Genomic DNA, 22841 nt, shown 5'->3' on the forward strand with positions numbered 1-22841 from the left:
CGAATGGCGTCGAATCCGGCGTCGTCAGCGAAAGCGCAGCTGATCTCGCCCGAGTTGCGCAACGGACGCGCAGCCCATCAGCCGCATGTCCCGTTCGATCTCCGCCCGCATCAGTTGCAACGCGCGCTCGACGCCGGGCTGCCCGGCGGCGGCGAGCGGGAACAGGTAATAGCGTCCCAGCCCGACGGCCTTCGCCCCCAACGCCAGCGCCTTCAGTACGTGCGAACCGCGCTGCACGCCGCCATCCATCATCACGTCGATCCGGTCGCCCACCGCGTCGACGATCTCGGCAAGCTGATCGAACGCCGCGCGCGAACCGTCCAGTTGCCGTCCGCCGTGGTTCGACAACACGATGCCGGTACAGCCGATGTCCACCGCCCGGCGGGCATCGTCGACCGACATCACGCCTTTCAGGCAAAACTGCCCGTTCCACTCCCGCACCATCGCGGCGACGTCGTCCCATGACATCGACGGATCCAGCATGTCCGTGAAGTAGCGGCTGATCGACATCGCGCCGCCGCCCATGTCGACATGCCGGTCGAGTTGCGGCAACCGGAACCGCTCGTGGGTCAGATAGTTGATGGCCCAGGCCGGCTTCAACGCGAACTCGGTCAGCCCCGCGAGAGTCAGCCGGAATGGAATCGAAAAACCGGTGCGCTTGTCGCGCTCGCGATTGCCGCCGGTAATGCTGTCCACCGTCAGCATCATCACGTTCACGCCGGCGTCCCTCGAGCGGTTCATCATCTCGCGGTTGAGGCCGCGATCCTTGTGAAAGTAGAACTGGTAGACCTGCGGGCCCTGGCTGATCGCACGCGCTTCTTCCAGGCTCACGGTGCCGAGCGACGACACGCCGAACATCGTGTCGAATTTCGCGGCCGCGGCGGCGACCGCGCGCTCGCCGTCATGATGAAACAGGCGTTGCAGCGCCGTCGGCGAGCAATAGACCGGCATGCCGAGCTTCTGCCCCATGACCGTCACCGACAGGTCGACATCGCGCACGCCGCGCAACACGTTCGGCACCAGATCGCAGCGTTCGAACGCACGCGTGTTGCGTCGATACGTGGCTTCATCGTCGGCCGCACCGTCGATGTAGTTGAAGATCGGTCCCGGCAACCGCCGCCTGGCGAGTTCGCGGAAGTCGTGGAAATTGTGGCAATCGTTCACGCGCATTCGTCACACTCCATTCGGCGCGCGAGCGGCGTGCCGGTCGACCGGCGCGCGTCGCTCGCAGCGCAGCGTTCGTTCTGTCCCGACGGCCGGTGCGCTCGCACGGTGCGGACGCCGCATCGACACCCGGAAGGGTCCGCGTCGCGTGCGCCGCTTCCCGACATGCAGGAAATCGATTCGTGCGCTCAGTCGAGCGCGCGGCCGAAGATGCGGATCACTTCGTCGAGATGCTCGGCCATCGCGCGGCGCGCGGCGTCCGGGTCGCGCGCGCGGATCGCGTCGAGGATCGCGCGATGCTCGAGCTCGGACCGGTGCGGCATGTCGTTCGGCATGTACAGCGACTGCAGCCGCTGGAACATCAGATCGTACTTGTGCGCGAGCAACTGCTTGATCATCAGCGCATACGCGGGGTTGTCGCTCGCTTCCGCGATGCGGATGTGGAACAGCCGGTCGCCCGGGTGCGTGAGCGAGCCGCTGCGGTTGTCGTCCTGGTTGCGCAGGAACGCTTCGTGAATCCCTTCGATCTGCGCGTCCGAGCCATGCTTCGCGGCCAGCGACGCGGCTTCCGGCTCGATCAGCCGGCGCGCCTGCAGCAGCGCGAACGGCGGGATTTCGGTATCGAGGTCGAGCGCGATGCCGAGTTCGGGATCGATCTCGACGATCGAGAACGGCGCGACCTTCGCGTCGGGCGCCGGCGCGGGTTCGGGCACGGCAGCCGCTTCCGGGTGGCGCACCTTCACGCCGTCGCCGACGCGCACGCTGACGAGCCCGTTCACTTCGAGCGCGATCAGTGCCTCGCGCACCGACGTGCGCGACACGCCGAAGCGTTCGGCCAGTTCGCGCTCGGGCGGCAGATAGCTGCCCGGCGGGAAATCGCCGGACTCGATCATCGCGCTGAGCTTGTCGGCGATCTGCTGGTAGAGGCGGCGGTTCTGAATCGGCTGGATGGACATACGTTGACGCTGGTAATCGGTTTCGTTCCGGACGGTCTGACGAATCGGCAGACCGCTCGCGCCTATTTTATATGCCGCGCTTCATGTCGCCCGGCACCGCGTAGCAACGCGCGGCCGTGCCGCCCCACAACGCGTCGCGCTCGGCCGCCGACAGCCGCGATTCGGCCCAGCGCTCGACGAGCGACGCCACTTCGTCATACGACGCCGCGAGCAGGCACACGGGCCAGTCCGAGCCGAACATCAGCCGCTGCGGGCCGAACGCGTCGAGCGCCGCGTCGAGGCACTGTTCGACATGCCGGATATCCTGTCCGCGCAGACCGCGCCGCCAGTCGGCCTCGGTCACGAGCCCCGACAGCTTGCACACGACTTGCGGCAGCGCGCCCAGCTCGCGCAGCGCCGCACGCCAGCGCGGAAATGCCGTGTCGTCGCGCTCGAACGCGGCGAGCGCCGGCTTGCCGCAATGATCGAGCACGAGCCAGTGCGCGTCGTGCCGCGCGCAGAACGCACGCACGTCCGGCAACTGGCGCTCGAACACGAGCACGTCGTACACGTAACCGTTCGCCTGCAGCCACGCGACGCCGCGATTGAAGCCGGGATCGGCGACGAACGCGCCGACGTCGGCTTCGTCCTGCACCTGGTGACGAAAGCCGCGCAGCTTCGGGCTGCGCCACTCGGCGACACGGTCGGCCAGCGCCGGCGCGCCGAGATCCTCCCAGCCGACCACCGCCGCGATGCGTGCGTCGTCGCGCGCGAGGTCGAGCAGGAATGCCGTCTCGTCGCGCCCGGCGCGCGCCTGCACCGCGATCGACGCGCCGAGCGCCTGCGCATGCATCTGCGGCCACAGCGCGTCGGGCAGGTAGTCGCGCGCGAGCACGCCCATGCCGGGGCCGATCCACGGATAGTCGGCCGCGCGATAACGCCAGAAGTGCTGATGCGAATCGATACGCACTGCGCCCATGATGCCCTCGTGTTCAATCGCCGCGGCGGCGACGGCCCGCATCGTCGCCACCATTCGCCACGTTCAGTCGTACAACACCGCCGTGATCTTCGGATCGTCGATATTGGTCTTGTCGTACCAGTAGAACCCGGTATCGATGACCTTCGGCAGCTTCTCGCCCTTGATCGCCTTCACGGCCGCCTCGACGGTCTTGTAGCCGATCCCGATCGGGTTCTGCGTGATCGCGCCGGCCATCAGCCCGCTGCGGATCGCGTCCTTCTGCTGCTTGCCGGAATCGTAGCCGATGATCACGACCTTGCGCTTCATCTCGCGCACGCCGTTGACCACGCCGATCGCCGAGCCTTCGTTGGTGCCGAACAGCCCCTTGAGCTTCGGATACGCCTGCAGGATCGACTTCGTCACCTCGGTCGACTTCAGCTGGTCGCCCTCGCCGTACTGCACGGTCACGACCTGTACCTTCGGATGCGCGGACTTCATCCGTTCGAGGAAGCCGTCGCGGCGGTCGATGCCGGTGCGGCTCGTCTGGTCGTGCGCGACCACGGCCACCTCGCCTTCGTCGCCGATCAGCGCAGCGAGCTTGTCGGCGGCGAGCGCGGCGGCCGCCTTGTTGTTGGTCGCGGCCGTCGTCACCGGAATGTCGCTGTCCACGCCCGAGTCGAACGCGATCACCGGAATCTTCTCGGCCTGCGCCTTCTTCAGGAGCGGCAGCGCGGCCTTGCTGTCGAGCGCCGCGAAGCCGAGCGCGGCCGGTTTCTTCGCGATCGCGGCCGACAGCATGTCGATCTGCTTGTCGACCATCGCCTCGGTTTCCGGCCCTTCGAACGTCACCTTCACCTTGTAGTCCTTCGCCGCCTGCATCGCGCCCGATTTCACGGCCTGCCAGAACTGATGCTGGAAGCCTTTCGAGATCAGCGGGATGTAGGTTTCCTGCGCCTGCGCGCCGGCCGTGACGCCGACGGCGAACGTCAGCCCGACGATCGCGTTCAACACCTTGCTCCTGATCACTTCGCGTCTCCTTGGTTGGTATCGACTGAAATGCCGGCCCGGCCGGCGGTGAAGCCCATGCGTGCTTGCGCCCGTACCTGCGTCAGCGGCGCCGCCGGCGCAGGATGTCCACGTAGACGGCGAGGATGATGATCACGCCCGTCACGACCGTCTGCCATTCCTGCGCGACCGACATGATGCGCAGGCCGTTGGTCAGCACGCTCATGATGAACGCGCCGATGATGGTGCCGACGATGCTGCCCGCGCCGCCCGACAGCGACGTGCCGCCGATCACGACGGCCGCAATCGCATCGAGCTCGTAGCCCTGCCCGAGCGCCGGCTGCGCGGAGTTCAGCCGCGACGCGATCAGCAGGCCGGCGATCCCGCACACCGCGCCGCTGAACGTGTAGACGGCGATCTTCCACGCGTCGACGTTCACGCCGGACAGCCTGAGCGCCTCCTCGTTGCTGCCGAGCGCGAACGTGTAGCGGCCGAAGATGGTGCGGTTCAGCACGATCGACGCGCCGATCGCGACGAGGAACAGGATCAGCACCGCGTTCGGGATCGGCAGCGCGGGAATCAGGTTGCCGATCAGCGAATCCTGCGCGATCGACGTGAAGCCCGGCGTGTCGTTGAAGTAGATCGGCCGCGTGCCGGAGATCACGAGCGACAACCCCTTGAGCAGCATCATCATGCCGAGCGTCGCGATGAACGGCGGCACCTTCATCTTCGCGATCACGATGCCCGACACGCCGCCCGACAGCGCGCCGAAGCCCAGCGCCGCCAGAATCCCGAGCGGCAGCGGCATGCCCCACTTGGTCAGCACGACGCCGGCCATCACCGCGCAGAACGTCATCAGCGTGCCGACCGACAGGTCGATGCCGGACGTGATGATCACGTACGTACAGGCGACGGCCAGCACGCCGTTCACGGCGGTGGCCTGCAGGATCGACACGAGGTTGTCGACTTCGAGGAAGTTCGACGACGCGAAGCTGAAGAACACGATCAGCAGCACGAGGCTCGCGAACGCGAGCAGCTTCTGCCGCGCGGCCGGGTTGAAGAAGCGCGATTTCAGGCTCGCTGCGGCGGCCGGCGTGTCGCCGGTGGCCAGGGACGGAACGGGATGCGTATCGTTGGACATGATCGGGTAGGCGTCTGAGCGTCTGATTCAGGACAATACGGTCGACTCGCGCTGCGTCGCGAGCTGCATGATCTTTTCCTGCGTGGCGTCGGCCGCGCGCAATTCGCCGGTCACGCGGCCTTCGCACATCACGAGAATCCGGTGGCTCATGCGCAGCACCTCGGGCAGCTCCGACGAGATCATCACGATCGCCTTGCCGTCGGCGGCCAGCGCGTCGAGCAGCTTGTAGATCTCGCTTTTCGCGCCGACGTCGATGCCGCGCGTCGGTTCGTCGAAGAACAGGATGTCGCAGTCGCGCAGCAGCCACTTCGCGATCACGATCTTCTGCTGGTTGCCGCCCGACAAGAGCCGCGCGGGCTGCGCGACCGACGGCGTGCGGATCGCGAGCTGGCGCACGTACGACTGCGCGGCCTCGCGCATCCCGCGCGCATCGAGGAACATGCCGCGGCGCACGAAGCGGCGCATGCTCGACAGCGCGATGTTGTTCTGCACGTCCATCCCGACCGCGAGCCCGAAGTGCTTGCGATCCTCGGACAGATAGCCGATGCCGAACCTCACCGCGTCGGCCGGCGTGCGGATCGTCACGGCCCTGCCGTGCACGCGGATCTCGCCCGCGTCGACCGGATCCGCGCCGAACACCGCGCGCGCGACCTCGGTGCGGCCCGCGCCCATCAGCCCGGCGAAGCCGAGGATCTCGCCGCGCCGCAGCGTGAAGCCGACGTCGCGGATCGCGCGGCCGCGCGACAGCCCGCGCACTTCGAGCGCGATCTCGTTCGCGGACGTATCGGGCGGCGTGCGGGTTTGCGCATCGAGCTGGCGGCCGACCATCATCGAGATGATCGTGTCCATCGACGTGTCCGCCATCGGCACGGTCGCGACGTACTTGCCGTCGCGCATCACGGTCACGCGATCGGCGATCTGGCGCAGCTCGTCCATCTTGTGCGAGATGTAGATGATGCCGACGCCGTTCGCGCGCAGGTCGCGGATGATGCGGAACAGCTCGGCGATCTCCGCGTTGTTCAGCGCGGCGGTCGGCTCGTCCATGATCAGCACGCGCGAGTCGAACGACAGCGCCTTCGCGATCTCGACCATCTGCTGCTTCGCGACCGTCAGCCGGCCGACCGGCGTGCGCGGATCGAGATCGAGCCGCATCCGCCGGAAGATCGCGGCAGCGTCCCGGTTCAGCCTGTCTTCGTCGACGAACACGCCGAAGCGGCCGCGCGGCTCGCGGCCGATGAAGATGTTCTGTGCGACGCTCAGGTGATTCATCAGGTTCAGTTCCTGATGGATGATGCCGATGCCGAGCGCCTGCGCGGCACGCGGGTCGGTGATCTCCACCGGGCGGCCGTCCATCCGGATCTCGCCCGCGTCGCGCTGGTAGACGCCCGCGAGTATCTTCATCAGCGTCGACTTGCCGGCGCCGTTCTCGCCCATCAGCGCATGCACTTCACCCGCATGCAGGTCGAAACGGCAATCGTCGAGCGCCTGCACGCCCGGAAAGCGCTTGCCGATGCCGGTCAGCGCGATCAGCGGCGGCGGGGTGTTCGGGGTCGGGTCGGGTTGCATGGAACGCGGCCCTCAACTGATCGCACGATCGAGATGCGTGTAGCCGCCATCGACGAACAGCCACTGGCCCGTCGTGTGCGATGCGCGATCCGACAGCAGGAACACGGCCGTATCGGCGATCTCGTCGGCCGTCGTGAAGCGCCGGCCGAGCGGCACCTTGCCGGCAATTTCCGCGACTTTCGCCTCCGGATCGTCGAAACCGGCGATCCAGTTCTGGTAGAGCGGCGTCATCACCTCGGCGGGAATCACCGCGTTCACGCGCACGCCGTCGTCGCGCAACGCGACCGCCCATTCACGTGTCAGCGCGAGCTGCGCGCCCTTCGACGCGCAATAGCCGCTCGTGTTGCCCTGCCCGGTCACGGCCGTCTTCGACGAAATGTTGACGATCGCGCCGCGCGCCGCCTTCAGGTGCGGCACGCAGTAGTGCGCCATCACGTAGTAATGGATCAGGTTGCGTTCGAGCGACGCGACGAACGCATCACGCCCGGCGTCAAGCCCGATGCTGTCGTTGATGCCCGCATTGTTCACGAGGCCGTCGATACGGCCGAAGCGCGCGACGGTCTGCGCGACGGCATCGCGGCACTGCGCATCGTCCTGCAGTTCGACGCTCACGCACGCAGCGCGCGGCTGATGCTGCGCGAGTTCGCGCCAGAAGGCGTCGTCGGGCGCGTGGCGCGCGAACACCACCGGTATCGCGCCCTCGCCGGCCAGCCGCATCGAGATCGCGGCGCCGATGCCCGACGCACCGCCGGTCACGATCACGACCTTGTCTTGCAGATTCAAATCCACTTCGCGTCTCCGTCGTTCATGTTGTCGCCGCGCACGGCGCGCGCGGCGCGCCGTCGCGCGTCGCCCCGCGTCAGCCGCGGAACCGGTATTGCTCCAGCGATTCGGGCTTCATCTCGATCGAGAAACCGGGCGCCGTCGGCGGCATGTACGCTGCGCCGCGCACCACGCACGGTTCGACGAAATGCTCGTGCAGGTGGTCGACGTACTCGGTCACGCGCCCTTCCTTCGTGCCGGAAATGCACACGTAATCGATCATCGACAGGTGCTGCACGTACTCGCACAGGCCGACGCCGCCCGCATGCGGGCACACCGGCAGCCCGTACTTCGCGGCCATCAGCATCACCGCGAGAATCTCGTTCACGCCGCCGAGCCGGCACGCGTCGATCTGCACGACGTCGATCGCGCCGCGCGCGATGAACTGCTTGAACAGCACGCGGTTCTGGCACATCTCGCCGGTCGCGACCTGCACCGGCGCGATCGCCTTGCGGATCTTGCGATGCCCTTCGACGTCGTCGGGGCTCGTCGGCTCCTCGATGAACCACGGCCGCGCGAACGCGAGCTCGCGCACCCAGTCGATCGCCTCGTCGACTTCCCACACCTGGTTCGCGTCGATCATCAGCTTGCGGTCGGGGCCGATCACCTCGCGCGCGATCGTCACGCGGCGGATGTCGTCCTCGAGGTTCCCGCCGACTTTCAGCTTCACGTGGTCGAAGCCTTCTTCCACCGCCTCGCGGCACAGCCGGCGCAGCTTGTCGTCGCTGTAGCCGAGCCAGCCGGCCGACGTCGTGTAGCACGGGTAGCCGTCGCGCTCGAGCGCGGCGATCCGCGCGGCCTTGCCGGGCGCCTGCCGGCGCAGCAGCTCGAGCGCTTCGTCCGGGCTCAGGCAGTCGGTCAGGTAGCGGAAGTCGATCGCCCGCACCAGCTCCTCCGGACTCATGTCGGCGACGAGCCGCCACAGCGGCTTGCCGACGGCCTTCGCCCACAAATCCCACACCGCATTGACGACGGCGCCCGTCGCCAGGTGGATCGCGCCCTTGTCGGGGCCGATCCAGCGCAACTGGCTGTCCGACGTGACGTGCCGCCAGAAACGGCCCATGTCCTCGCGGATCCAGTCGAGGTCCAGGCCGACGACGAGGTGACGCATCGCGTCGATCGCCGCACAGCAGATTTCGTTGCCGCGCCCGATGGTGAACGTGAGCCCGTGACCTTCGAGCCCGTCGTGGTCGGTTTCGAGCACGACGTAGGCCGCCGAATAATCGGGGTCCGGATTCATCGCGTCGGAGCCGTCGAGCTGGCGCGAGGTCGGAAAGCGCACGTCGAGGACGCGCATCGATCGAATGATAGGCATGACGAACCGTCCGTTAAAGGGAATCAGGCCTGCACGGTGCGCTGGCGTTGCTCGCCGAGCCCGTCGATGCCGAGCGTGATCACTTGTCCGGCGCGCAGGTAGACGGGCGGCTTCTGTCCGAGGCCGACACCCGGCGGCGTGCCGGTCGAGATCACGTCGCCCGGCTGCAAGCTCATGAAGCGGCTCAGGTAGCTGATCAGGTGCGGCACGCGGAACACCATCGTCGCGGTCGAGCCGTTCTGGTAGCGGTGGCCGTCCACGTCCAGCCACAGCCGCAGCGCGTGCGGATCGGGCACTTCGTCGGCCGTCACGAGCCAGGGCCCGAGCGGGCCGAACGTGTCGTTGCCCTTGCCCTTGTCCCACGTGCCGCCGCGTTCGAGCTGATATTCGCGCTCCGACACGTCGTTCACGACGCAGTAACCGGCGACGTGCGACAGCGCATCGGCTTCGTCGATATAGCGGCCGCCCTGGCCGATCACCACGCCGAGCTCGACTTCCCAGTCGGTCTTCTCGGAGCCGCGCGGGATTTCGACGTCGTCGTTCGGGCCGGAAATCGCGCTCGTCCACTTGCCGAACACGACGGGCTCCTTCGGCACCTCCATCCCCGATTCGGCCGCGTGATCCGAGTAGTTGAGCCCGATGCAGATGAACTTGCCGACGCGGCCGACGCACGCGCCGAGCCGCGGCGTGCCTTCGACGAGCGGCAGCGACGACGGCGGGATGTCGCGCAGCCGCGCGAGCGACGCGGGCGTCAGCGCGTCGCCGGCGATGTCGTCGATCACGCCGGACAGATCGCGAATGTGGCCCTGCGCATCCAGCAGGCCCGGTTTTTCATGGTGTTTGTCGCCAAATCTCAGCAGTTTCATATCGTCGTCCGAACGGAAACGGAAAGTGGATGGAAAGGGGCGGTCAGTTTGACGCGGTCAGTTTGACCAGCCGCCGTCGATCAGGTGAATCGTGCCGGTGGTGAACGACGCTTCGTCGGACGCCAGGTACAGCGCGAGCGCGGCCACTTCGTCCGCGGTGCCGATGCGGCCGATCGGCTGGCGCGCGACGAACGCCTGGCGCACCTCGTCGGTCGACACGTGGCGCGTGCGCGCCTGGTCGGCGATCCGCTGCTCGAGCGACGGCGATTCGATCGTGCCCGGGCAGATCGCGTTGCAGCGGATGCCCCGCTCGACGAAATCGGCGGCCACCGCCTTGGTCAGCCCGATCACGGCCGCCTTGGTGGTGCCGTACACGAAGCGGTTCGGCACGCCCTTCACGCTCGACGCGGCCGACGCCATGTTGACGATCGACGCGCCGCCGGCTTCGAGCATCGCGGGCAGCAGCGCGCGGATCAGCCGGTACATCGACGTGACGTTCAGGTTCAGCGAGAACGCCCACGCGTCGTCGTCGCAGTCGAGGATCGAGCCGTGGTGCACGTAGCCCGCGCAGTTGAACAGCACGTCGAATGCGCGTTCGCTCGCGGCGAGCGCGGCCACCTCGTTCGCGTCGGTGACGTCGAGCCGCCGCGTGACCAGCCGGCCGCCCGCGCGCTCGGCGTCGGCTTCGAGCCGCACCAGCGCGGCTTCGTTGATGTCGGTCGCCAGCACGTCGGCGCCCTCGCGCGCGAACCGCAGCGCGGTCGCACGGCCGATGCCCTGCCCGGCCGCCGTCACCAGCGCGCGTTTGCCCTGCAATCTCATGAGCACTCTCCGAAAAAGCCGGCCGCCAGTCGGCCGATTGGCACAAAGGACTAAAGGTCCAACCAATCATAGGAACGGATCCCGCGTTTGTCACGAAATCGGAATTCAGTATTTACCCGGGGCTGGCGAACCCGTCCGGCGGATGAGGATTCGGCGTGAGAGCGGCGTCGAGGCTTTGCTTGGGCGATCCGCGCAAAGCCAATACGGGCGGGCCTTTGCGCCGATTCTTCGGCGCCGTTCGGCACGGCGAACGGCGCAACCTGACAAAAAAGTCATGTTCGCGTCAGGGTGTCAACGGGTGGCGCACGCCATCATGGCGTTGCCGGACCGCGCTTCCGGTACATCGCCTCCGCGCCCGCGCAGGATCCCTGCGGGCACCTCCGTCCTCCGGCGATGTATCCCGTGACTGGGCGAGCAGACACGGCGCGCGGGCCGATTTTCCGCCCCGGACGTCCCCGTCCGGGGCTTTTTGTCCTTGGTTTTTCAAGAAAATAAGCGTGGATTGTTTCTAAATCGGCAAAAGGTAATTTGAGCCAGACAGGATGTTTTTTCCGGTCACAGACGCTTACATTTAGCGCACCACTCATGGAAACCCCTACGGATTCCCCCTTGGGTAGTGACACCCCACTGCCATGGCCGAACCCGCACGGGCTTTAGGAAACGGCAAAATGAAGGCCTCCAAATCCCTGCCTGCGCTCGATCCCGCCGACGTCCACGTCGAAATCCTCGAACGTTCCGATACGCTGCTCGTCGTCCGCTGGGTCGAACCCGGCCGCTGTCACTACGGCGAACAGCGCTGGCGCCGCCGCTTCGCGCAGCGCACCGGCACCTGCGCGCTGTCGCGCCAGGTCATCCATCGCGGCGACGAAGTGTTCCGCCCGGCCGAGCGCCCGGCCCCCGCGAACGCCGCCGCCATGATCTCCGCCGCCGAAGTGCTCGCGCTGGCCGGCAGCAGGTAACACCTGCCGGCCGCGCGCCGGGCTCGCGGCGCCACGCGCCAGCCCTAGAAGCGCCGGTCTAGTTCCCCCGCTTGTCTGCTCCGTCCGCCCGCACTATCGTTACACCACTCAATGTAACGATTACGTGCCGCGGCCGACCGGCTGCGCCAATGGAGGCAGACATGCATGCATGGAGCGCGCGCCACGTCCCGGCGCAAGGCGGCAAGATCGCGGTCGTGACGGGCGCCAACAGCGGTCTCGGCTGGCAGCTCGCGGAAACGCTGGCCGCGAAAGGCGCGACGGTCGTGATGGGCTGCCGCGACGCCGCACGCGGCGCGCAGGCGGCCGACGCGATCCGCCGGCTTCATCCTCATGCCCGCGTCGAAGTCGATCCGCTCGATCTCGCCGATCTCGCGTCGATCGCCCGCTTCGCCGCCGACGTCGGCGAACGCCACGGCCGCGTCGACATCCTCTGCAACAACGCCGGTGTGATGTTCCTGCCGCTGCGGCACACGCGCGACGGCTTCGAGATGCAATTCGGCACCAACCACCTCGGCCATTTCGCGCTGACCGGCCAGTTGCTGCCGGCGCTACGCGCCGCGCGCCGGGCGCGCGTCGTCACGATGTCGAGCGGCTTCAACCGCGGCGGCCGGATTCGTGTCGACGACCTGCGCGCCACGCAGCGCTACAACCGTTATCTCGCCTACTGCGACAGCAAGCTCGCGAACCTCGTGTTCGCGATCGAGTTGCAGCGCCGTTTCGAGCGCGCGGCGTTCGCCGGCATCAGCGTCGCCGCACACCCCGGCTACGCGGCGACCAACCTGCAGTTCGCGGGCCCGGCGATGGACAGTTCCCCGGCCCGCGCCGCGCTGATGCGTGCCGCGAACCGTTATCTCGCGCAGCCGGCCGACCAGGGCGCGCTGCCCGCGATCCATGCGGCAACGTCGCCCGATCTGGCGGGCGGCGCGTACATCGGCCCGTCCGGCTGGTTCGAGTCGCGCGGGCTGCCGGCGCCGGCGAGCGTACCGCGCGCGGCACGCAACGTGGCGTCGGCGGCATTGCTGTGGGAGGCCTCGGAAGCCGCCACGGGCGTGCGCTTCCTCAGCGCCGGGGCGCCCGCAGGACGCGCGCCGGGCCGGCCGTTCGATGCGGCGGTCGAAGCACGCTGAACCGCCCGCACGCGATCTCGATATTCTTCATACTTATTACGGCAACCGAAAAGAAAGCCCATTGAAAGACTGATTCAGCGCTCCACTGTTACCAGACAGGAAACAATCTATCGTCAAAATCAGCGTTTACCCTGAACCGCCCGGTGACTAAGATTTGATCAATCGCTCAAGACATGGTGTCGAGAGCGAACTCAATAAAACACCGGAGGTCACCATGAAATCGCTCGTTTCCGCAGTCGTTGCCGCTGCCGCCCTGTCCGCTTCGTTCGGCGCATTCGCTCAAAGCACCGTGACGCGCGCTCAAGTGCGCAACGAACTGGTCCAGCTCGAAAAGGCCGGCTACAAGCCGGGTCTGTCGAGCCCGTACTACCCGAACGACATCCAGAGCGCCGAAGCGCGCGTTCATGGCGCCGACACCAGCGGCTACGGCGCGCAACCGGCTCCGCTCGTCCACTCGGGCGCACCGGCTGCCGCGTCGTCGAACGCACGCGACTCGATCTTCTTCGGCCAGTAAGCCGACGCGCCCCCGGCGGGCGCCGCGCGTCGCGCGCTGAAGTCAAGCAATCCGGACGAGCCCCCTTCGCGGGGCTCGTCTTTTTTGTGAAACGCATACCTCCGCCGCCCGGCAGCGGGTGGCTTCGCCCGGACGCCTGGCGTCCGGGTGCTTTTTCCCGAACAGGTGTGCGAGAAGGCGCCGTGCGTGCCGGTCAGCGCGCCGCGGCCGCAGCCCCGGCCGGCGCCGATCGCGACAGCACGCGCCACCGCGACAGCAACTCGTCGCGATCGACGTAACAGCCCTGCAAGTGCCGGCGGCCCGTCGACGGGTCGAACTCGGTGCGCGCGTGCAGCACGCGCCGGTTGTCGAACGCCCACATGTCGCCTGCCCGCAACCGGCGCTGCACGCGAAAACGCGGCTCGCGCGCCAGCGCGAGGAACCGCCGATACGCACGATAGACGGCCGGCACCGCGCCGGCCGGCGCATCGAGCGGGCCGCGCAGGAAATTCGCGACACGCACTTCCGTCACATGGCCGCGCGCATCGAGCCCGATCACCGGCGCCGAACAGCGGTAGTCGCTGTTCGCGCTCTTGTTCCAGAACTCGAACGGCGTCGATGCGAGCCGCTCGAAATCGTCCGGATGTTCGCGCCGCAACGCATCCGCGAGCGCGAAGCCATCGAGGAAAATGCTGTCGCCGCCCGTCGCGTCGTTCGCGAGGCAGTGCAGGAACTGCACGCCCGGCTGCAATTCGCGCGTCGGCAGATCGGTGTGCGGCGGAAGATTCAGCGACGTATACGCATTGCTGTCCGGGCGCGGCTTCGATTCGACGTCGAACAGCACGCCGAAATTGCTTTCGCGGATCAGGCCGACGCGGCGCGCGATCTCGTCGACACGGCCGCGCTCGGCCGGCACGCCTTCGACGAGCGTCAACCCCGTGCGCTGCAACGCGCCGAGCCATGCCAGCAACGCGCGGTCGTCCTCCATCACGTCGCGCCACGCGAACACGCCGATCGCCGTCGCATCGTCGCCGGTCCATACGTGCCGCCGATGCACGGCCAGACGCTCCGCGCGCGATGCGTCGTCGTACGCGTGCGCACGCAACCAGCCCGGCGACCACGCACTGCGGTGCCCGTCGTTCCATTCCACATGCAGCGCGCCATCGGCTTCGACGTGCACGGTGAGCGCGGACAGATCCTCGCGCGCATCGGCGATCTCGAACACCTGTTCGCGCGTGATCGCGTGCACGCACGCGGAACACGCGCAGTTGTCGCGCAGCCAGTCGAAATGGAACGGCGAGCGTCGCGCGTCGCTCCACTCGACGTCCACCGCGCCATCGCCGATCGTCGCCGCCGCGATGGCCGCGTCGGCCGAAAACGTCCGCCAGTCCTCGATACGGTGTTGCGCCGCTGCCTGCATCGTTGCCTCCCCGAAAACGCCCGCTACGCGTGTGGTGCGAGCAAGAACCCGCCGACCATCCGGTGCATCCGTGCGGCCTGCGGGCTCGTTCCGAGCGCGCGCCAGCAGCCATGCACCAGCCCCTCTCCCATCCAGCCGTGCGCGACCCCGCCGGCCGCGCGAATCCGCTCGACGTACACGCGCGCATCGTCGCGCAGCGGATCGTGCTCGGCGCCGATCGCGAGCACCGGCGGCAAGCCGTCGAAGCGTGTGGCTTCGAGCGGCACCGACGCGCGCAGCAGCGGGTCATCGTTCAGCAGCACGGCCGACAGGTCGCCGTTCCAGTACAGCGCGCGGTAGCGATGCACGTCGTCGAGCGTCAGCATCGGCGCGTGCGCTTCCGTTTCGCGCGCGGGCGATTGCGGTTCGAAACCGAGCATCGGATAGACGAGCGCGATGCCGTCCACGTTGCGTTCGCCCGCATCGCGCAGCGCGGTCGCCACCGCCGCCGCGAGCATCCCGCCCGCGCTGTCGCCCGCGAGCGTCAGCGGATGCGCGCACGGCCCGAACGGCCAGCGCGCATCGCGTGCGGCGCGCGTGACTTCCGCGCAATCGTCGAGCGCGGCCGGCGCGCGGTATTCGGGCGCCAGCCGATAGTCGACCGCGATCACGTCGAGGCCGGTATCGGCCGCCAGTTGCGCGGTGATCAGCGCATGACTGTCGAGCGAGCCGACGACGAAACCGCCGCCATGAAAAAACAACACCGTGCCGCGTGGCGTGCCGTGCGCGGACGTATAGCGCCGCAGCGCGATCGGGCGGCCGTCCGGCGCGTGCCACACGGCGTCCCGCCGCACGATGCCGGCCGGCAGCGCGGCCGGCGTCCATTCGGCCGCGAAGCGGTCGTAGAGGCGGCGCTGCTCGTCGGGCGAGCGCGCCGCCGCATCGGCCGGATACCACGCGTCGACGGCCGCGACGAACGCCGCGATTTCCGGTTCGAGCATCGTGTGCGCTCCGCGATCGAGGACGACGATGGAAAAGATGACGCGCGTTGCTAGCGCCGCGGCGGCAACCCGATCACGCGGCCCGCATAAGCAGGCGCCGCGCAATCGCGCTGCAAAGCGTGCAGTTCGGCCACGCGCGCGGCCACGTCGTCGTCGAACGGCGCCGACTTCGCACCGCCGCGCGTATCGACGTGCAGCAGCATCTGCTCGCTCGCCGATACCGCGTCGTCATGCCCGTCGGCGAACAGTTCGAGATACAGATGCAGCCGCTTCGCGTCGTGCGCCAGCACGCGCGCATCGACGCGCACCGGCGCGCCTTCCTTGATCTCGTGCAGGTAGTTCACGTGCGCTTCGAGCGTATAGACCGAGCGGCCCCGCTCGCGACGCGCGGCGTCGTCGAGGCCGATGCGATCCAGCAGCGCATCGGTCGCGAAGCTGAAGATCAGCAGATAGAACGCATCGCGCAGGTGGCCGTTGTAGTCGACCCATTCGGGCCGCACCACGTCGCGGTAAATCGTCAGCGGGGTATCGCCCGTCATCGTCTAGTCCTCGAATCGCATCCCGTGCCGCGCCTTCACCGCGGCGATCGATTTCAGCACCTCGGTGATGCACTCGTCGCGATAGCGTTCGAGCTCCTTGATGCTGCGCGTGCCCTGCTGTTCGGTCGTGCCTTCGACGACACTGTCGATCAGCGCGTCGGTCAACGTCGGCGCGACCAGCTTCGTCCACGGCAGTTCGAGCGCGGGGCCGAATTGCTGCATGAAGTGTCGCATGCCCGCGTCGCCGCCGGCCAGCGTGTAGGTGAGGAACGTGCCCATGAACGACCAGCGGATGCCCGCGCCGAAGCGGATCGCATCGTCGATCTCGCCGGTGGTCGCGACGCCTTCGTTGACGAGATGTAGCGCCTCGCGCCACAACGCTTCGAGCAAACGATCCGCGATGAAGCCCGGCACTTCCTTGCGCACGTGCAGCGGCCGCATGCCGAGCTTGCGATAGATCTCCATCGCGCCTTCGACCGCTTCCGGCGACGTGCGCGCGCCGCCGAGCACCTCGACGAGCGGCAGCAGGTACACGGGGTTGAACGGGTGGCCGACCACGCAGCGCTCCGGATGCGTCGCCCGCGCGTAGAAATCGGTCGGCAGCAGCCCCGACGTCGACGACGCGATGATCGCGTCGGGCTTCGCCGCGCGGCTGATCTGCTCGTGCAGTTCGAGCTTCAGCGCTTCGCGCTCGGGCGCGCTTTCCTGGATGAAATCCGCATCGGCGACGCACGCCTCGATCGTCGACACGAACCGCAATCGCGCGGGATCGGCGCCCGGTGCGAGGCCGACGCGTTCGAGCGCGGGCCACGCGTTCGCGACGTTCGCGCGCAGCCGCGCTTCGGCGCCCGGCGCCGGGTCCCACACGACCACGTCGAGACCGTGCGCGAGCGCGCGGGAAATCCATCCGCTGCCGATCACGCCGGTGCCGATGGCGGCAAACGTCTTGATGTCGGTCTTCACAGCCATGTCAACGCATCCTTCAAATCAGGGGAAATCGGGGCGGCCGCGCGGGGACGCACGCCGCCATGTCATGTCAGTCGGCGAGACGGTGAAACGGCTCACGCGAATTCGGCAACCGCACGGCGTTCGAGCAGTCGCTCGCCGCGCGCCGGCAGGCCGAGCTTGCGGCGGCCCTCGGCCGGCGTCAGCACGCGGCCGCCGAGGCGTTCGACGATCTCGCGGGCGCGTTCGACGAGCGTGCCGTTGGTCGCATGCACGCCGCGGTCGAGCCAGATGTTGTCTTCGAGGCCCACGCGCACGTGGCCGCCGAGCAGCATCGCCTGCGCGACCATCGGCATCTGCATGCGGCCGATCCCGAAGCCGGCCCAGTGCGCGCCCGGCGGCAGGTTGTCGACCATCGCCTTCATCGTGCCCGTGTCGGCCGGCGCGCCCCACGGAATGCCGAGGCACAGCTGGAACAGCGGCGGATCGTCGAGCAGCCCTTCCTTCAGCAGTTGCTTCGCGAACCACAGATGGCCCGTATCGAAGATCTCCAGTTCCGGCTTCACGCCGAGTTCCTGGATGCGTTTCGCGCCGGCGCGCAACTGCGCGGGCGTCGACACGTAGATGTAGTCGCCGTCGCCGAAATTCAGCGTGCCGCAGTCGAGCGTGCAGATCTCGGGCAGCAGCTCCTCGACGTGCGCCAGGCGCGTGAGGCCGCCGACCAGGTCGGTCCCCTTGCCGAAGCGCATCGGGTCCTCGCCCGGGCCGATCTCGAGATCGCCGCCCATGCCGGCCGTCAGGTTGATGATCACGTCGACGTCGGCCGAGCGGATGCGGTCGACCACCTCGCGATACAGGTTCGGGTCGCGGCTGCCGCGCCCCGTCTGCGGATCGCGCACGTGGCAGTGGGCGACGGTCGCGCCGGCCTTCGCGGCTTCGATCGCGGCGGCCGCGATCTCCTTCGGCGTGACCGGAATCGCCGGATGCTTGCCGACCGTATCGCCCGCGCCCGTGACGGCGCAGGTGATGATGACTTCGTGGTTCATGCTGGATGCCTCGCTTGATTCGGGTTGTGTCGCATTGCAGATAGCGCGTGGGCGCCGGCCGTTACAGGCCGAGATACGCCTTCACGGCAGGCAGGCCGTCCTTGCCGTCGAACGTCTTGACGCCCGCGAGCCACGGATCGAGCACCTGCGGGTTCTTCTTCAGGTATGCCTTCGCGGCCTCGGCCGGCTTGGTCTTGTTCATCACCGACTGCATCAGCTGGTTCTCGAGCTGCGTCGAGAAGCGCAGGTTCGTCACGAGCTTGCCCGCGTTCGGACAACGCGCGATGAAGTCGGGTGCGGTCAGCGTGTACACGCGCGCTTCGCCGTAGTTCGGGCCGAACGCCGCGTCGCCGCCGGACAGGTAGTTCATGCTGAGCTGGATGTTCATCGGATGCGGCTCCCACCCGAGGAACACGACCCACTTCTTGTCGCGGATCGCGCGCTCGACCGTCACCAGCATCCCGGCCTCGCTCGATTCGACGAGCTTGAAGCCGCCGAGCCCGTACTGGTTCGTGTCGATCATCTTCTGGATCGTCGCGTTCGCGCTGCTGCCCGGCTCGATCCCGTAGATCTTGCCGTCGAGCTCCGCACGATGCTTCGCGATGTCGTCGAAGGTCTTCAGGCCGGCCTGGTATTCATAGCTCGGGACCGCGAGCGTCGCCTTCGCGCCGGACAGGTTCGGCGGTTCGACGACGTTGATCGACTTGCTGTCGAGGAACGGTTGCAGCTGCTTCTGCTGCACGGGCCACCAGTAGCCGAGCGACACGTCGAGCTGCTTGCTCTTGAGGCCGGCGAACGAAATCGGCACCGACGCGATCGTCGTGGTCGGCTTGTAGCCGAGCGCCTCGAACACGGTCGACGCGAGCGCGGTGGTCGACGTGATGTCGGTCCAGCCGATATCCGCGAAACGCACGGTGCGGCAGGTCGCGGCCTCCGTCTCGGCAAGCGCGGCGTTCGTGAACGCGCCGGTCGCCAGCACGGCCGCGGCGAGCGCGGCGATCTTCGTCGACTTCATGGTTCGATTCCTCCCGGTTGGTCTCGCGGCAGCCGGTGCGCGGAGTGTGCGCCGGCCTGCATCGTGGGAGTAAAAGTAACGAGCCATATTCGCCGCGAGAAGACCGGCGGCGACCTGTTCTTGCCTGTTTGCGACTATGAGTGGAAACCACTAGCTTGCGCTTGAGGCTTTCCTGACGGGGGTTTTGGGTTTTTTGGGGGATCGGCGGGATTGTCCGGAAGCGGCGCACGCCTTTCGATTCCGCCACGGCCTGGCTGACAGACTTCCGACACGTCGCCGGATGCCGTGGGCGGGCCCTATGCTGGAAGCCGCCGGGCGATCGCGCGCGGCCCGCCAGTTGCCGCGCCGCCCCGGGCCCGGGTACTGCGTATCACTGAAATGGACGGAGACGAACATGACCGGCCGTCGCGATGTCCGTCTCCGGTTTCTTCGGCCAGGAGCAATACGATGCTTGTCGCTTTCTTCGTCGTCGCCCTTTTTGCCATCATCGTGGCCATGCATCGCGGCGTGACGCGCGGTGCGAATGCGAAACTTGGCGCGCGATTCGACGCGGAAGGCCCGCGCGGCGAGCTATCGCGGCGGTTGATGCGCGACGCGGGGTACCGCGTCTGAGTCATGACGTCGGTTCGATCGAACCCGCGTGTCGATCAGGAAGCGCGCCGTTCAGCCCGCCGTCACCATCCGTGCGAACGCCTGCGCCAGCACCGTCGGCTGCGCCGGCAGCACCAGCGCGCATACCGACTTCGCGTCTTCATCGGAAATCGGCACGAACACGACGCCGTCGATCCCGACGCTCGCCATCCGCGCCGGCACGATCGCCACGCCCCGGCCGGCCGCGACGAGATTCAGCATCGACGTCTTCGGCGACACGATCCGCGCGGCCACCGGCACGAAGCCCCGCTTCAGGCACAGATCGATGACGACGCGCGCGAGGCCGCCCCGCTCGCGATACACGGCCGACACGAACGGCTCCCGCCGCAACCGCGCGATCGCGATGCGCTTGCGGCCCGCGAGCGCGTGATCGGCAGGCACCGCCGCGCACAGGCGCTCGGCCGCCAGTTCGACGAAGCGCACGCGTGCATCGCGCCGCAGCACCGGCAGCCGAACGATCCCGATATCGGCATGGCCGTTCGCGATTTCGGTCACCTGATCCTCGGACGACGCGCGGTCGAGATCGATCCGCGCGCCCGGACAATCCCGCATGAAGCGGTCGAGATCCGGCATCAGGCTGCTGACGGGCACGGTACTGGAATGCAGCAGCCGCAGCACGCCGGCTTCCCCGCGCGACAATTGCGAGCCTTCGTCGGCAGCCGCCGTCAGCGTGGCCGGGATCGACGCCACGCGCTCGCGGTAGATCGCGCCGGCCGGCGTGAGCCGCACGCCCCTTGGCTCGCGGTCGAACAGCACGAAACCGAGTTCGTCCTCGAGCTGGCCGATCTGCCGGCTGAGCGCCGACTGCGCGACATGAAGCGCGCCCGCGGCCGGCGTGAAGCCGCCGAGGTCCGCCACGGTCAGGAAATACTGGATTTGCCGGAGTGATGGCATGCCGAAACGAGATGGATGAACGCCAGATTCGATATTTGCGTTATACCGGCGTGCTCCGCAGAATGAAAGCCTTCCGTGCCGGAATCACCGTTGCGGCCATCCTTGCGGAGCGTTCATCGTCGTGGCTACCCTCCTGTCTTACCTGCTGGTCGTGGCGGCCGGCATCAGCGTGGCGTTGCAGCAGGTGCTCAACGCGAACCTGCGTGCGCAGATCGGCTCACCGTGGTGGGCCGGCTCGGTCAGCTATCTCGTCGGCCTCGCCGCGATGCTGGCGGTCGCGTTGCTGTCGCCTCATCCGCGCCTGAGCGGCACGTTTTCCGGGGCGGGGTCGTGGTTCAGCTGGACGGGGGGAGTGTTCGGCGCGGTATTCGTCGGCGTCGCGATCCTGATGGTGCCGCGCCTGGGCGCGGCGACGACGCTCGCGCTGATCGTCGTCGGCCAGATGACCGGCGCGCTCGTGTTCGACCACTTCGGCGTACTGGGCATCCAGCAGCATTCGGCGAGCCCGATCCGCGTCGCGGGCGCGGCGTGCCTCATCCTCGGGGTCGTGCTGATCCGCGCGTGACAGCGCGTGCGTGCGTTCCCGATCCGCCGGTCACGCACGCGCTCGCCGCGACGCTCACGCGTAGTTCATCATCACCGACTTGCTTTCCGTGTACTGGTCGATCACCGCGCGACCGAGTTCGCGGCCGAAGCCCGACTGCTTCATCCCGCCGAACGGCAGCGCGTTGTCGAGCAGCGAGTGGCAGTTGACCCACACGGTGCCCGCGGCAATACGCGGGACCAGCTTGTGGATCGCGGACAGATCGTTCGACCAGATGCTCGCGCCGAGGCCGTACGGCGTGTCGTTCGCGAGCTGCACGGCCGTATCGACGTCGTCGAACGGCATCGCGACGAGCACCGGCCCGAAGATCTCCTCGCGCACCACGCGCATCGCCTGCGTCGTATCCACCAGCACCGTCGGTTCGACGAAGAAGCCGGGGCCGTCGATCGCGCGGCCGCCCGCAGCGGCACGCGCGCCCTCGCCGAACCCCGAGTCGATGTAACCGCACACGCGCTCGCGCTGCTTCGCCGAGACGAGCGGGCCGATCTGCGTTGCCGGGTCCATCCCCGGGCCGATCTTCAGGCTCGCGGCGATCTTCGCGACGCGCTCGATCACGCCGTCGAACACCTTCGAATGGATGTAGGCGCGCGAGCCGGCCGTGCACACCTGCCCCTGGTTGAAGAAGATCGCGTTCGCGACGCCCTGGGCGGCCTTGTCGAGATCGACGTCGGGCAGCACGATCACCGGTGACTTGCCGCCGAGTTCCAGCGACATCCGCGTCATGTTGTCGAGCGCCGCGTGGCCGATCGTCTTGCCCGTCTGCGTCGATCCGGTGAACGCGATCTTGTCGATGCGCGGATCGCGCGACAATGCGGCGCCCGCCGTGTGACCGTAGCCGGTGACGATATTGACGACACCGTCCGGAAACCCGGCCGCCTGGATCAGCTCGCCCAGCCGCAGCGCGCTCAACGGCGTATCCTCGGCAGGCTTCAGCACGACGGTGCAGCCGGTCGCGAGCGCCGGCGCGATTTTCCACGCGGCCATCAGCAGCGGGAAATTCCACGGGATGATCGCGCCGACCACGCCCACGGGTTCCTTTCTCGTATAGGCGAAGATCTCGCTGTCCGGCAGGTACGGCATGCCGGCATCGATCACGCTGCCTTCGATCTTCGTCGCCCAGCCGGCCATGTAGCGGAAGCACTGCGCGGCCATCGCGACGTCGAGACCCTGCGCGACCATCACCGGCTTGCCGTTGTCGAGCGATTCGATCTCGGCCAGCTCGCGCGCGTTGGCTTCGATCAGGTCGGCCAGCACGAGCATCAGGCGCTCGCGGTCGGTGGTCTTCGCGGTGCGCCACGGGCCCGCATCGAAGGCGCGGCGCGCGGCGGCGACCGCCTGCTGCACGTCGCGCTCGTCCGCTTCGGGCACGCGCGCAATCACGGTGCCGTCGGCCGGGTTCACCACATCGAGCTGGCGGCCCGACGCGGCATCGCTCCATTCGGCGCCGATCAGCATCTGCTTCGGCTTCGCGAGAAACGCGCGCGTCGCGTCGAGCAGCGCAAAGGTTTCGTTCGTCTCCATGTTCACGTTTCCTTCATTCGTTGAGTGAGTCG

Annotated in this window: 23 protein-coding genes; 5 read left to right on the forward strand and 18 right to left on the reverse strand. The window is 67.8% G+C overall.

Annotated features, from left to right (window positions below; genetic code table 11):
• Positions 1–24 precede the first annotated feature (24 nt).
• The 10 genes from KU887_RS23115 to KU887_RS23160 all read right to left on the reverse strand — a co-directional run bounded on the left by KU887_RS23115 (position 25) and on the right by KU887_RS23160 (position 10594).
• A complete protein-coding gene (locus KU887_RS23115) occupies positions 25–1170 on the reverse strand; it encodes an alpha-hydroxy acid oxidase (RefSeq protein ID WP_006484756.1) in 1146 nt (381 codons plus the stop codon).
• Between the two features lie 182 nt (positions 1171–1352).
• On the reverse strand, positions 1353–2120 hold the full coding sequence (locus KU887_RS23120) for a FadR/GntR family transcriptional regulator (RefSeq protein ID WP_006484716.1): 768 nt from the start codon (positions 2118–2120) through the stop codon (positions 1353–1355).
• 67 nt (positions 2121–2187) lie between these two features.
• A complete protein-coding gene (locus KU887_RS23125; protein WP_258258302.1) occupies positions 2188–3078 on the reverse strand; it encodes an amidohydrolase in 891 nt (296 codons plus the stop codon).
• A 63-nt stretch (positions 3079–3141) separates the two neighbouring features.
• Positions 3142–4083, reverse strand: a complete 942-nt coding sequence (locus tag KU887_RS23130) for an ABC transporter substrate-binding protein (protein WP_006484743.1) — start codon at positions 4081–4083, stop codon at positions 3142–3144.
• Between the two features lie 82 nt (positions 4084–4165).
• Positions 4166–5203 (reverse strand): ABC transporter permease, encoded by a 1038-nt coding sequence (locus KU887_RS23135; protein WP_060263733.1) that lies wholly within the window; start codon positions 5201–5203, stop codon positions 4166–4168.
• A gap of 27 nt (positions 5204–5230) precedes the next feature.
• Positions 5231–6769: a sugar ABC transporter ATP-binding protein gene (locus tag KU887_RS23140; protein ID WP_258258306.1), complete on the reverse strand. Its 1539-nt coding sequence runs from the start codon at positions 6767–6769 to the stop codon at positions 5231–5233.
• A gap of 12 nt (positions 6770–6781) precedes the next feature.
• A complete protein-coding gene (locus KU887_RS23145; protein ID WP_109342766.1) occupies positions 6782–7558 on the reverse strand; it encodes an SDR family oxidoreductase in 777 nt (258 codons plus the stop codon).
• Positions 7559–7628: 70 nt separating this feature from the next.
• Positions 7629–8906: an L-fuconate dehydratase gene (locus KU887_RS23150; protein WP_006484705.1), complete on the reverse strand. Its 1278-nt coding sequence runs from the start codon at positions 8904–8906 to the stop codon at positions 7629–7631.
• 23 nt (positions 8907–8929) lie between these two features.
• A complete protein-coding gene (locus tag KU887_RS23155) occupies positions 8930–9772 on the reverse strand; it encodes an ureidoglycolate lyase (RefSeq protein WP_006484749.1) in 843 nt (280 codons plus the stop codon).
• A 57-nt stretch (positions 9773–9829) separates the two neighbouring features.
• Positions 9830–10594 carry an SDR family oxidoreductase gene (locus tag KU887_RS23160; RefSeq protein ID WP_006484753.1) on the reverse strand — a complete coding sequence of 255 codons (765 nt, stop codon included), beginning with the start codon at positions 10592–10594 and terminating at the stop codon, positions 9830–9832.
• Between the two features lie 668 nt (positions 10595–11262).
• Between KU887_RS23160 and KU887_RS23165 the strand changes: the two genes are divergently transcribed.
• From KU887_RS23165 to KU887_RS23175, 3 genes are all read left to right on the forward strand, one after another.
• Positions 11263–11553 carry a DUF3331 domain-containing protein gene (locus tag KU887_RS23165; protein ID WP_006484717.1) on the forward strand — a complete coding sequence of 97 codons (291 nt, stop codon included), beginning with the start codon at positions 11263–11265 and terminating at the stop codon, positions 11551–11553.
• Between the two features lie 161 nt (positions 11554–11714).
• Positions 11715–12701, forward strand: coding sequence for an oxidoreductase (locus KU887_RS23170; RefSeq protein ID WP_062885617.1), 987 nt, complete (start codon positions 11715–11717; stop codon positions 12699–12701).
• A 214-nt stretch (positions 12702–12915) separates the two neighbouring features.
• On the forward strand, positions 12916–13215 hold the full coding sequence (locus tag KU887_RS23175) for a DUF4148 domain-containing protein (RefSeq protein WP_006484704.1): 300 nt from the start codon (positions 12916–12918) through the stop codon (positions 13213–13215).
• 193 nt (positions 13216–13408) lie between these two features.
• On the opposite strand, the gene KU887_RS23180 is transcribed toward KU887_RS23175, so the two are convergent.
• The 6 genes from KU887_RS23180 to KU887_RS23205 all read right to left on the reverse strand — a co-directional run bounded on the left by KU887_RS23180 (position 13409) and on the right by KU887_RS23205 (position 19139).
• Entirely contained in the window at positions 13409–14614 is a 1206-nt protein-coding gene (locus KU887_RS23180; RefSeq protein ID WP_080322411.1) for a TauD/TfdA family dioxygenase, read from the reverse strand.
• A gap of 23 nt (positions 14615–14637) precedes the next feature.
• Positions 14638–15594 carry an alpha/beta hydrolase gene (locus tag KU887_RS23185; protein ID WP_258258311.1) on the reverse strand — a complete coding sequence of 319 codons (957 nt, stop codon included), beginning with the start codon at positions 15592–15594 and terminating at the stop codon, positions 14638–14640.
• A gap of 50 nt (positions 15595–15644) precedes the next feature.
• Positions 15645–16133, reverse strand: coding sequence for a thioesterase family protein (locus KU887_RS23190; RefSeq protein ID WP_006498767.1), 489 nt, complete (start codon positions 16131–16133; stop codon positions 15645–15647).
• Positions 16134–16136: 3 nt separating this feature from the next.
• Positions 16137–17102: an L-carnitine dehydrogenase gene (locus KU887_RS23195; RefSeq protein WP_006484739.1), complete on the reverse strand. Its 966-nt coding sequence runs from the start codon at positions 17100–17102 to the stop codon at positions 16137–16139.
• Between the two features lie 92 nt (positions 17103–17194).
• Positions 17195–18124, reverse strand: coding sequence for a 3-keto-5-aminohexanoate cleavage protein (locus KU887_RS23200; RefSeq protein ID WP_006484708.1), 930 nt, complete (start codon positions 18122–18124; stop codon positions 17195–17197).
• A 61-nt stretch (positions 18125–18185) separates the two neighbouring features.
• On the reverse strand, positions 18186–19139 hold the full coding sequence (locus KU887_RS23205; protein WP_062884928.1) for a choline ABC transporter substrate-binding protein: 954 nt from the start codon (positions 19137–19139) through the stop codon (positions 18186–18188).
• A gap of 378 nt (positions 19140–19517) precedes the next feature.
• Here KU887_RS23205 and KU887_RS23210 point away from each other — a divergent pair, with 378 nt between their 5' ends.
• Positions 19518–19751: a hypothetical protein gene (locus tag KU887_RS23210; protein ID WP_124550714.1), complete on the forward strand. Its 234-nt coding sequence runs from the start codon at positions 19518–19520 to the stop codon at positions 19749–19751.
• A 51-nt stretch (positions 19752–19802) separates the two neighbouring features.
• Here KU887_RS23210 and KU887_RS23215 read toward each other — a convergent pair whose 3' ends face one another.
• Positions 19803–20684 carry a LysR family transcriptional regulator gene (locus KU887_RS23215; protein ID WP_258258321.1) on the reverse strand — a complete coding sequence of 294 codons (882 nt, stop codon included), beginning with the start codon at positions 20682–20684 and terminating at the stop codon, positions 19803–19805.
• 121 nt (positions 20685–20805) lie between these two features.
• On the opposite strand from KU887_RS23215, the gene KU887_RS23220 reads away from it, so the two are divergent.
• Positions 20806–21249 carry a DMT family transporter gene (locus KU887_RS23220; protein ID WP_006498764.1) on the forward strand — a complete coding sequence of 148 codons (444 nt, stop codon included), beginning with the start codon at positions 20806–20808 and terminating at the stop codon, positions 21247–21249.
• A gap of 54 nt (positions 21250–21303) precedes the next feature.
• On the opposite strand, the gene KU887_RS23225 is transcribed toward KU887_RS23220, so the two are convergent.
• Complete coding sequence (locus KU887_RS23225; protein WP_006484740.1) at positions 21304–22809, reverse strand: aldehyde dehydrogenase family protein; 1506 nt, start codon at positions 22807–22809, stop codon at positions 21304–21306.
• Positions 22810–22841: the final 32 nt, after the last annotated feature.

It is taken from the genome of Burkholderia sp. EMB26 (genome assembly GCF_024730645.1).
GTDB lineage: Bacteria > Pseudomonadota > Gammaproteobacteria > Burkholderiales > Burkholderiaceae > Burkholderia > Burkholderia cenocepacia.

Coding starts and splice junctions, on each gene's coding strand:
- KU887_RS23225 (WP_006484740.1), bottom strand. CDS start 22,809: ATGGAGACGAACGAAACCTTTGCGCTGCTCGACGCGACGCGCGCGTTT.
- KU887_RS23115 (WP_006484756.1), bottom strand. CDS start 1,170: ATGCGCGTGAACGATTGCCACAATTTCCACGACTTCCGCGAACTCGCC.
- KU887_RS23170 (WP_062885617.1), top strand. CDS start 11,715: ATGCATGCATGGAGCGCGCGCCACGTCCCGGCGCAAGGCGGCAAGATC.
- KU887_RS23210 (WP_124550714.1), top strand. CDS start 19,518: ATGGACGGAGACGAACATGACCGGCCGTCGCGATGTCCGTCTCCGGTT.
- KU887_RS23160 (WP_006484753.1), bottom strand. CDS start 10,594: ATGAGATTGCAGGGCAAACGCGCGCTGGTGACGGCGGCCGGGCAGGGC.
- KU887_RS23125 (WP_258258302.1), bottom strand. CDS start 3,078: ATGGGCGCAGTGCGTATCGATTCGCATCAGCACTTCTGGCGTTATCGC.
- KU887_RS23175 (WP_006484704.1), top strand. CDS start 12,916: ATGAAATCGCTCGTTTCCGCAGTCGTTGCCGCTGCCGCCCTGTCCGCT.
- KU887_RS23195 (WP_006484739.1), bottom strand. CDS start 17,102: ATGGCTGTGAAGACCGACATCAAGACGTTTGCCGCCATCGGCACCGGC.
- KU887_RS23190 (WP_006498767.1), bottom strand. CDS start 16,133: ATGACGGGCGATACCCCGCTGACGATTTACCGCGACGTGGTGCGGCCC.
- KU887_RS23185 (WP_258258311.1), bottom strand. CDS start 15,594: ATGCTCGAACCGGAAATCGCGGCGTTCGTCGCGGCCGTCGACGCGTGG.
- KU887_RS23135 (WP_060263733.1), bottom strand. CDS start 5,203: ATGTCCAACGATACGCATCCCGTTCCGTCCCTGGCCACCGGCGACACG.
- KU887_RS23155 (WP_006484749.1), bottom strand. CDS start 9,772: ATGAAACTGCTGAGATTTGGCGACAAACACCATGAAAAACCGGGCCTG.
- KU887_RS23205 (WP_062884928.1), bottom strand. CDS start 19,139: ATGAAGTCGACGAAGATCGCCGCGCTCGCCGCGGCCGTGCTGGCGACC.
- KU887_RS23140 (WP_258258306.1), bottom strand. CDS start 6,769: ATGCAACCCGACCCGACCCCGAACACCCCGCCGCCGCTGATCGCGCTG.
- KU887_RS23165 (WP_006484717.1), top strand. CDS start 11,263: ATGAAGGCCTCCAAATCCCTGCCTGCGCTCGATCCCGCCGACGTCCAC.
- KU887_RS23215 (WP_258258321.1), bottom strand. CDS start 20,684: ATGCCATCACTCCGGCAAATCCAGTATTTCCTGACCGTGGCGGACCTC.
- KU887_RS23120 (WP_006484716.1), bottom strand. CDS start 2,120: ATGTCCATCCAGCCGATTCAGAACCGCCGCCTCTACCAGCAGATCGCC.
- KU887_RS23150 (WP_006484705.1), bottom strand. CDS start 8,906: ATGCCTATCATTCGATCGATGCGCGTCCTCGACGTGCGCTTTCCGACC.
- KU887_RS23200 (WP_006484708.1), bottom strand. CDS start 18,124: ATGAACCACGAAGTCATCATCACCTGCGCCGTCACGGGCGCGGGCGAT.
- KU887_RS23180 (WP_080322411.1), bottom strand. CDS start 14,614: ATGCAGGCAGCGGCGCAACACCGTATCGAGGACTGGCGGACGTTTTCG.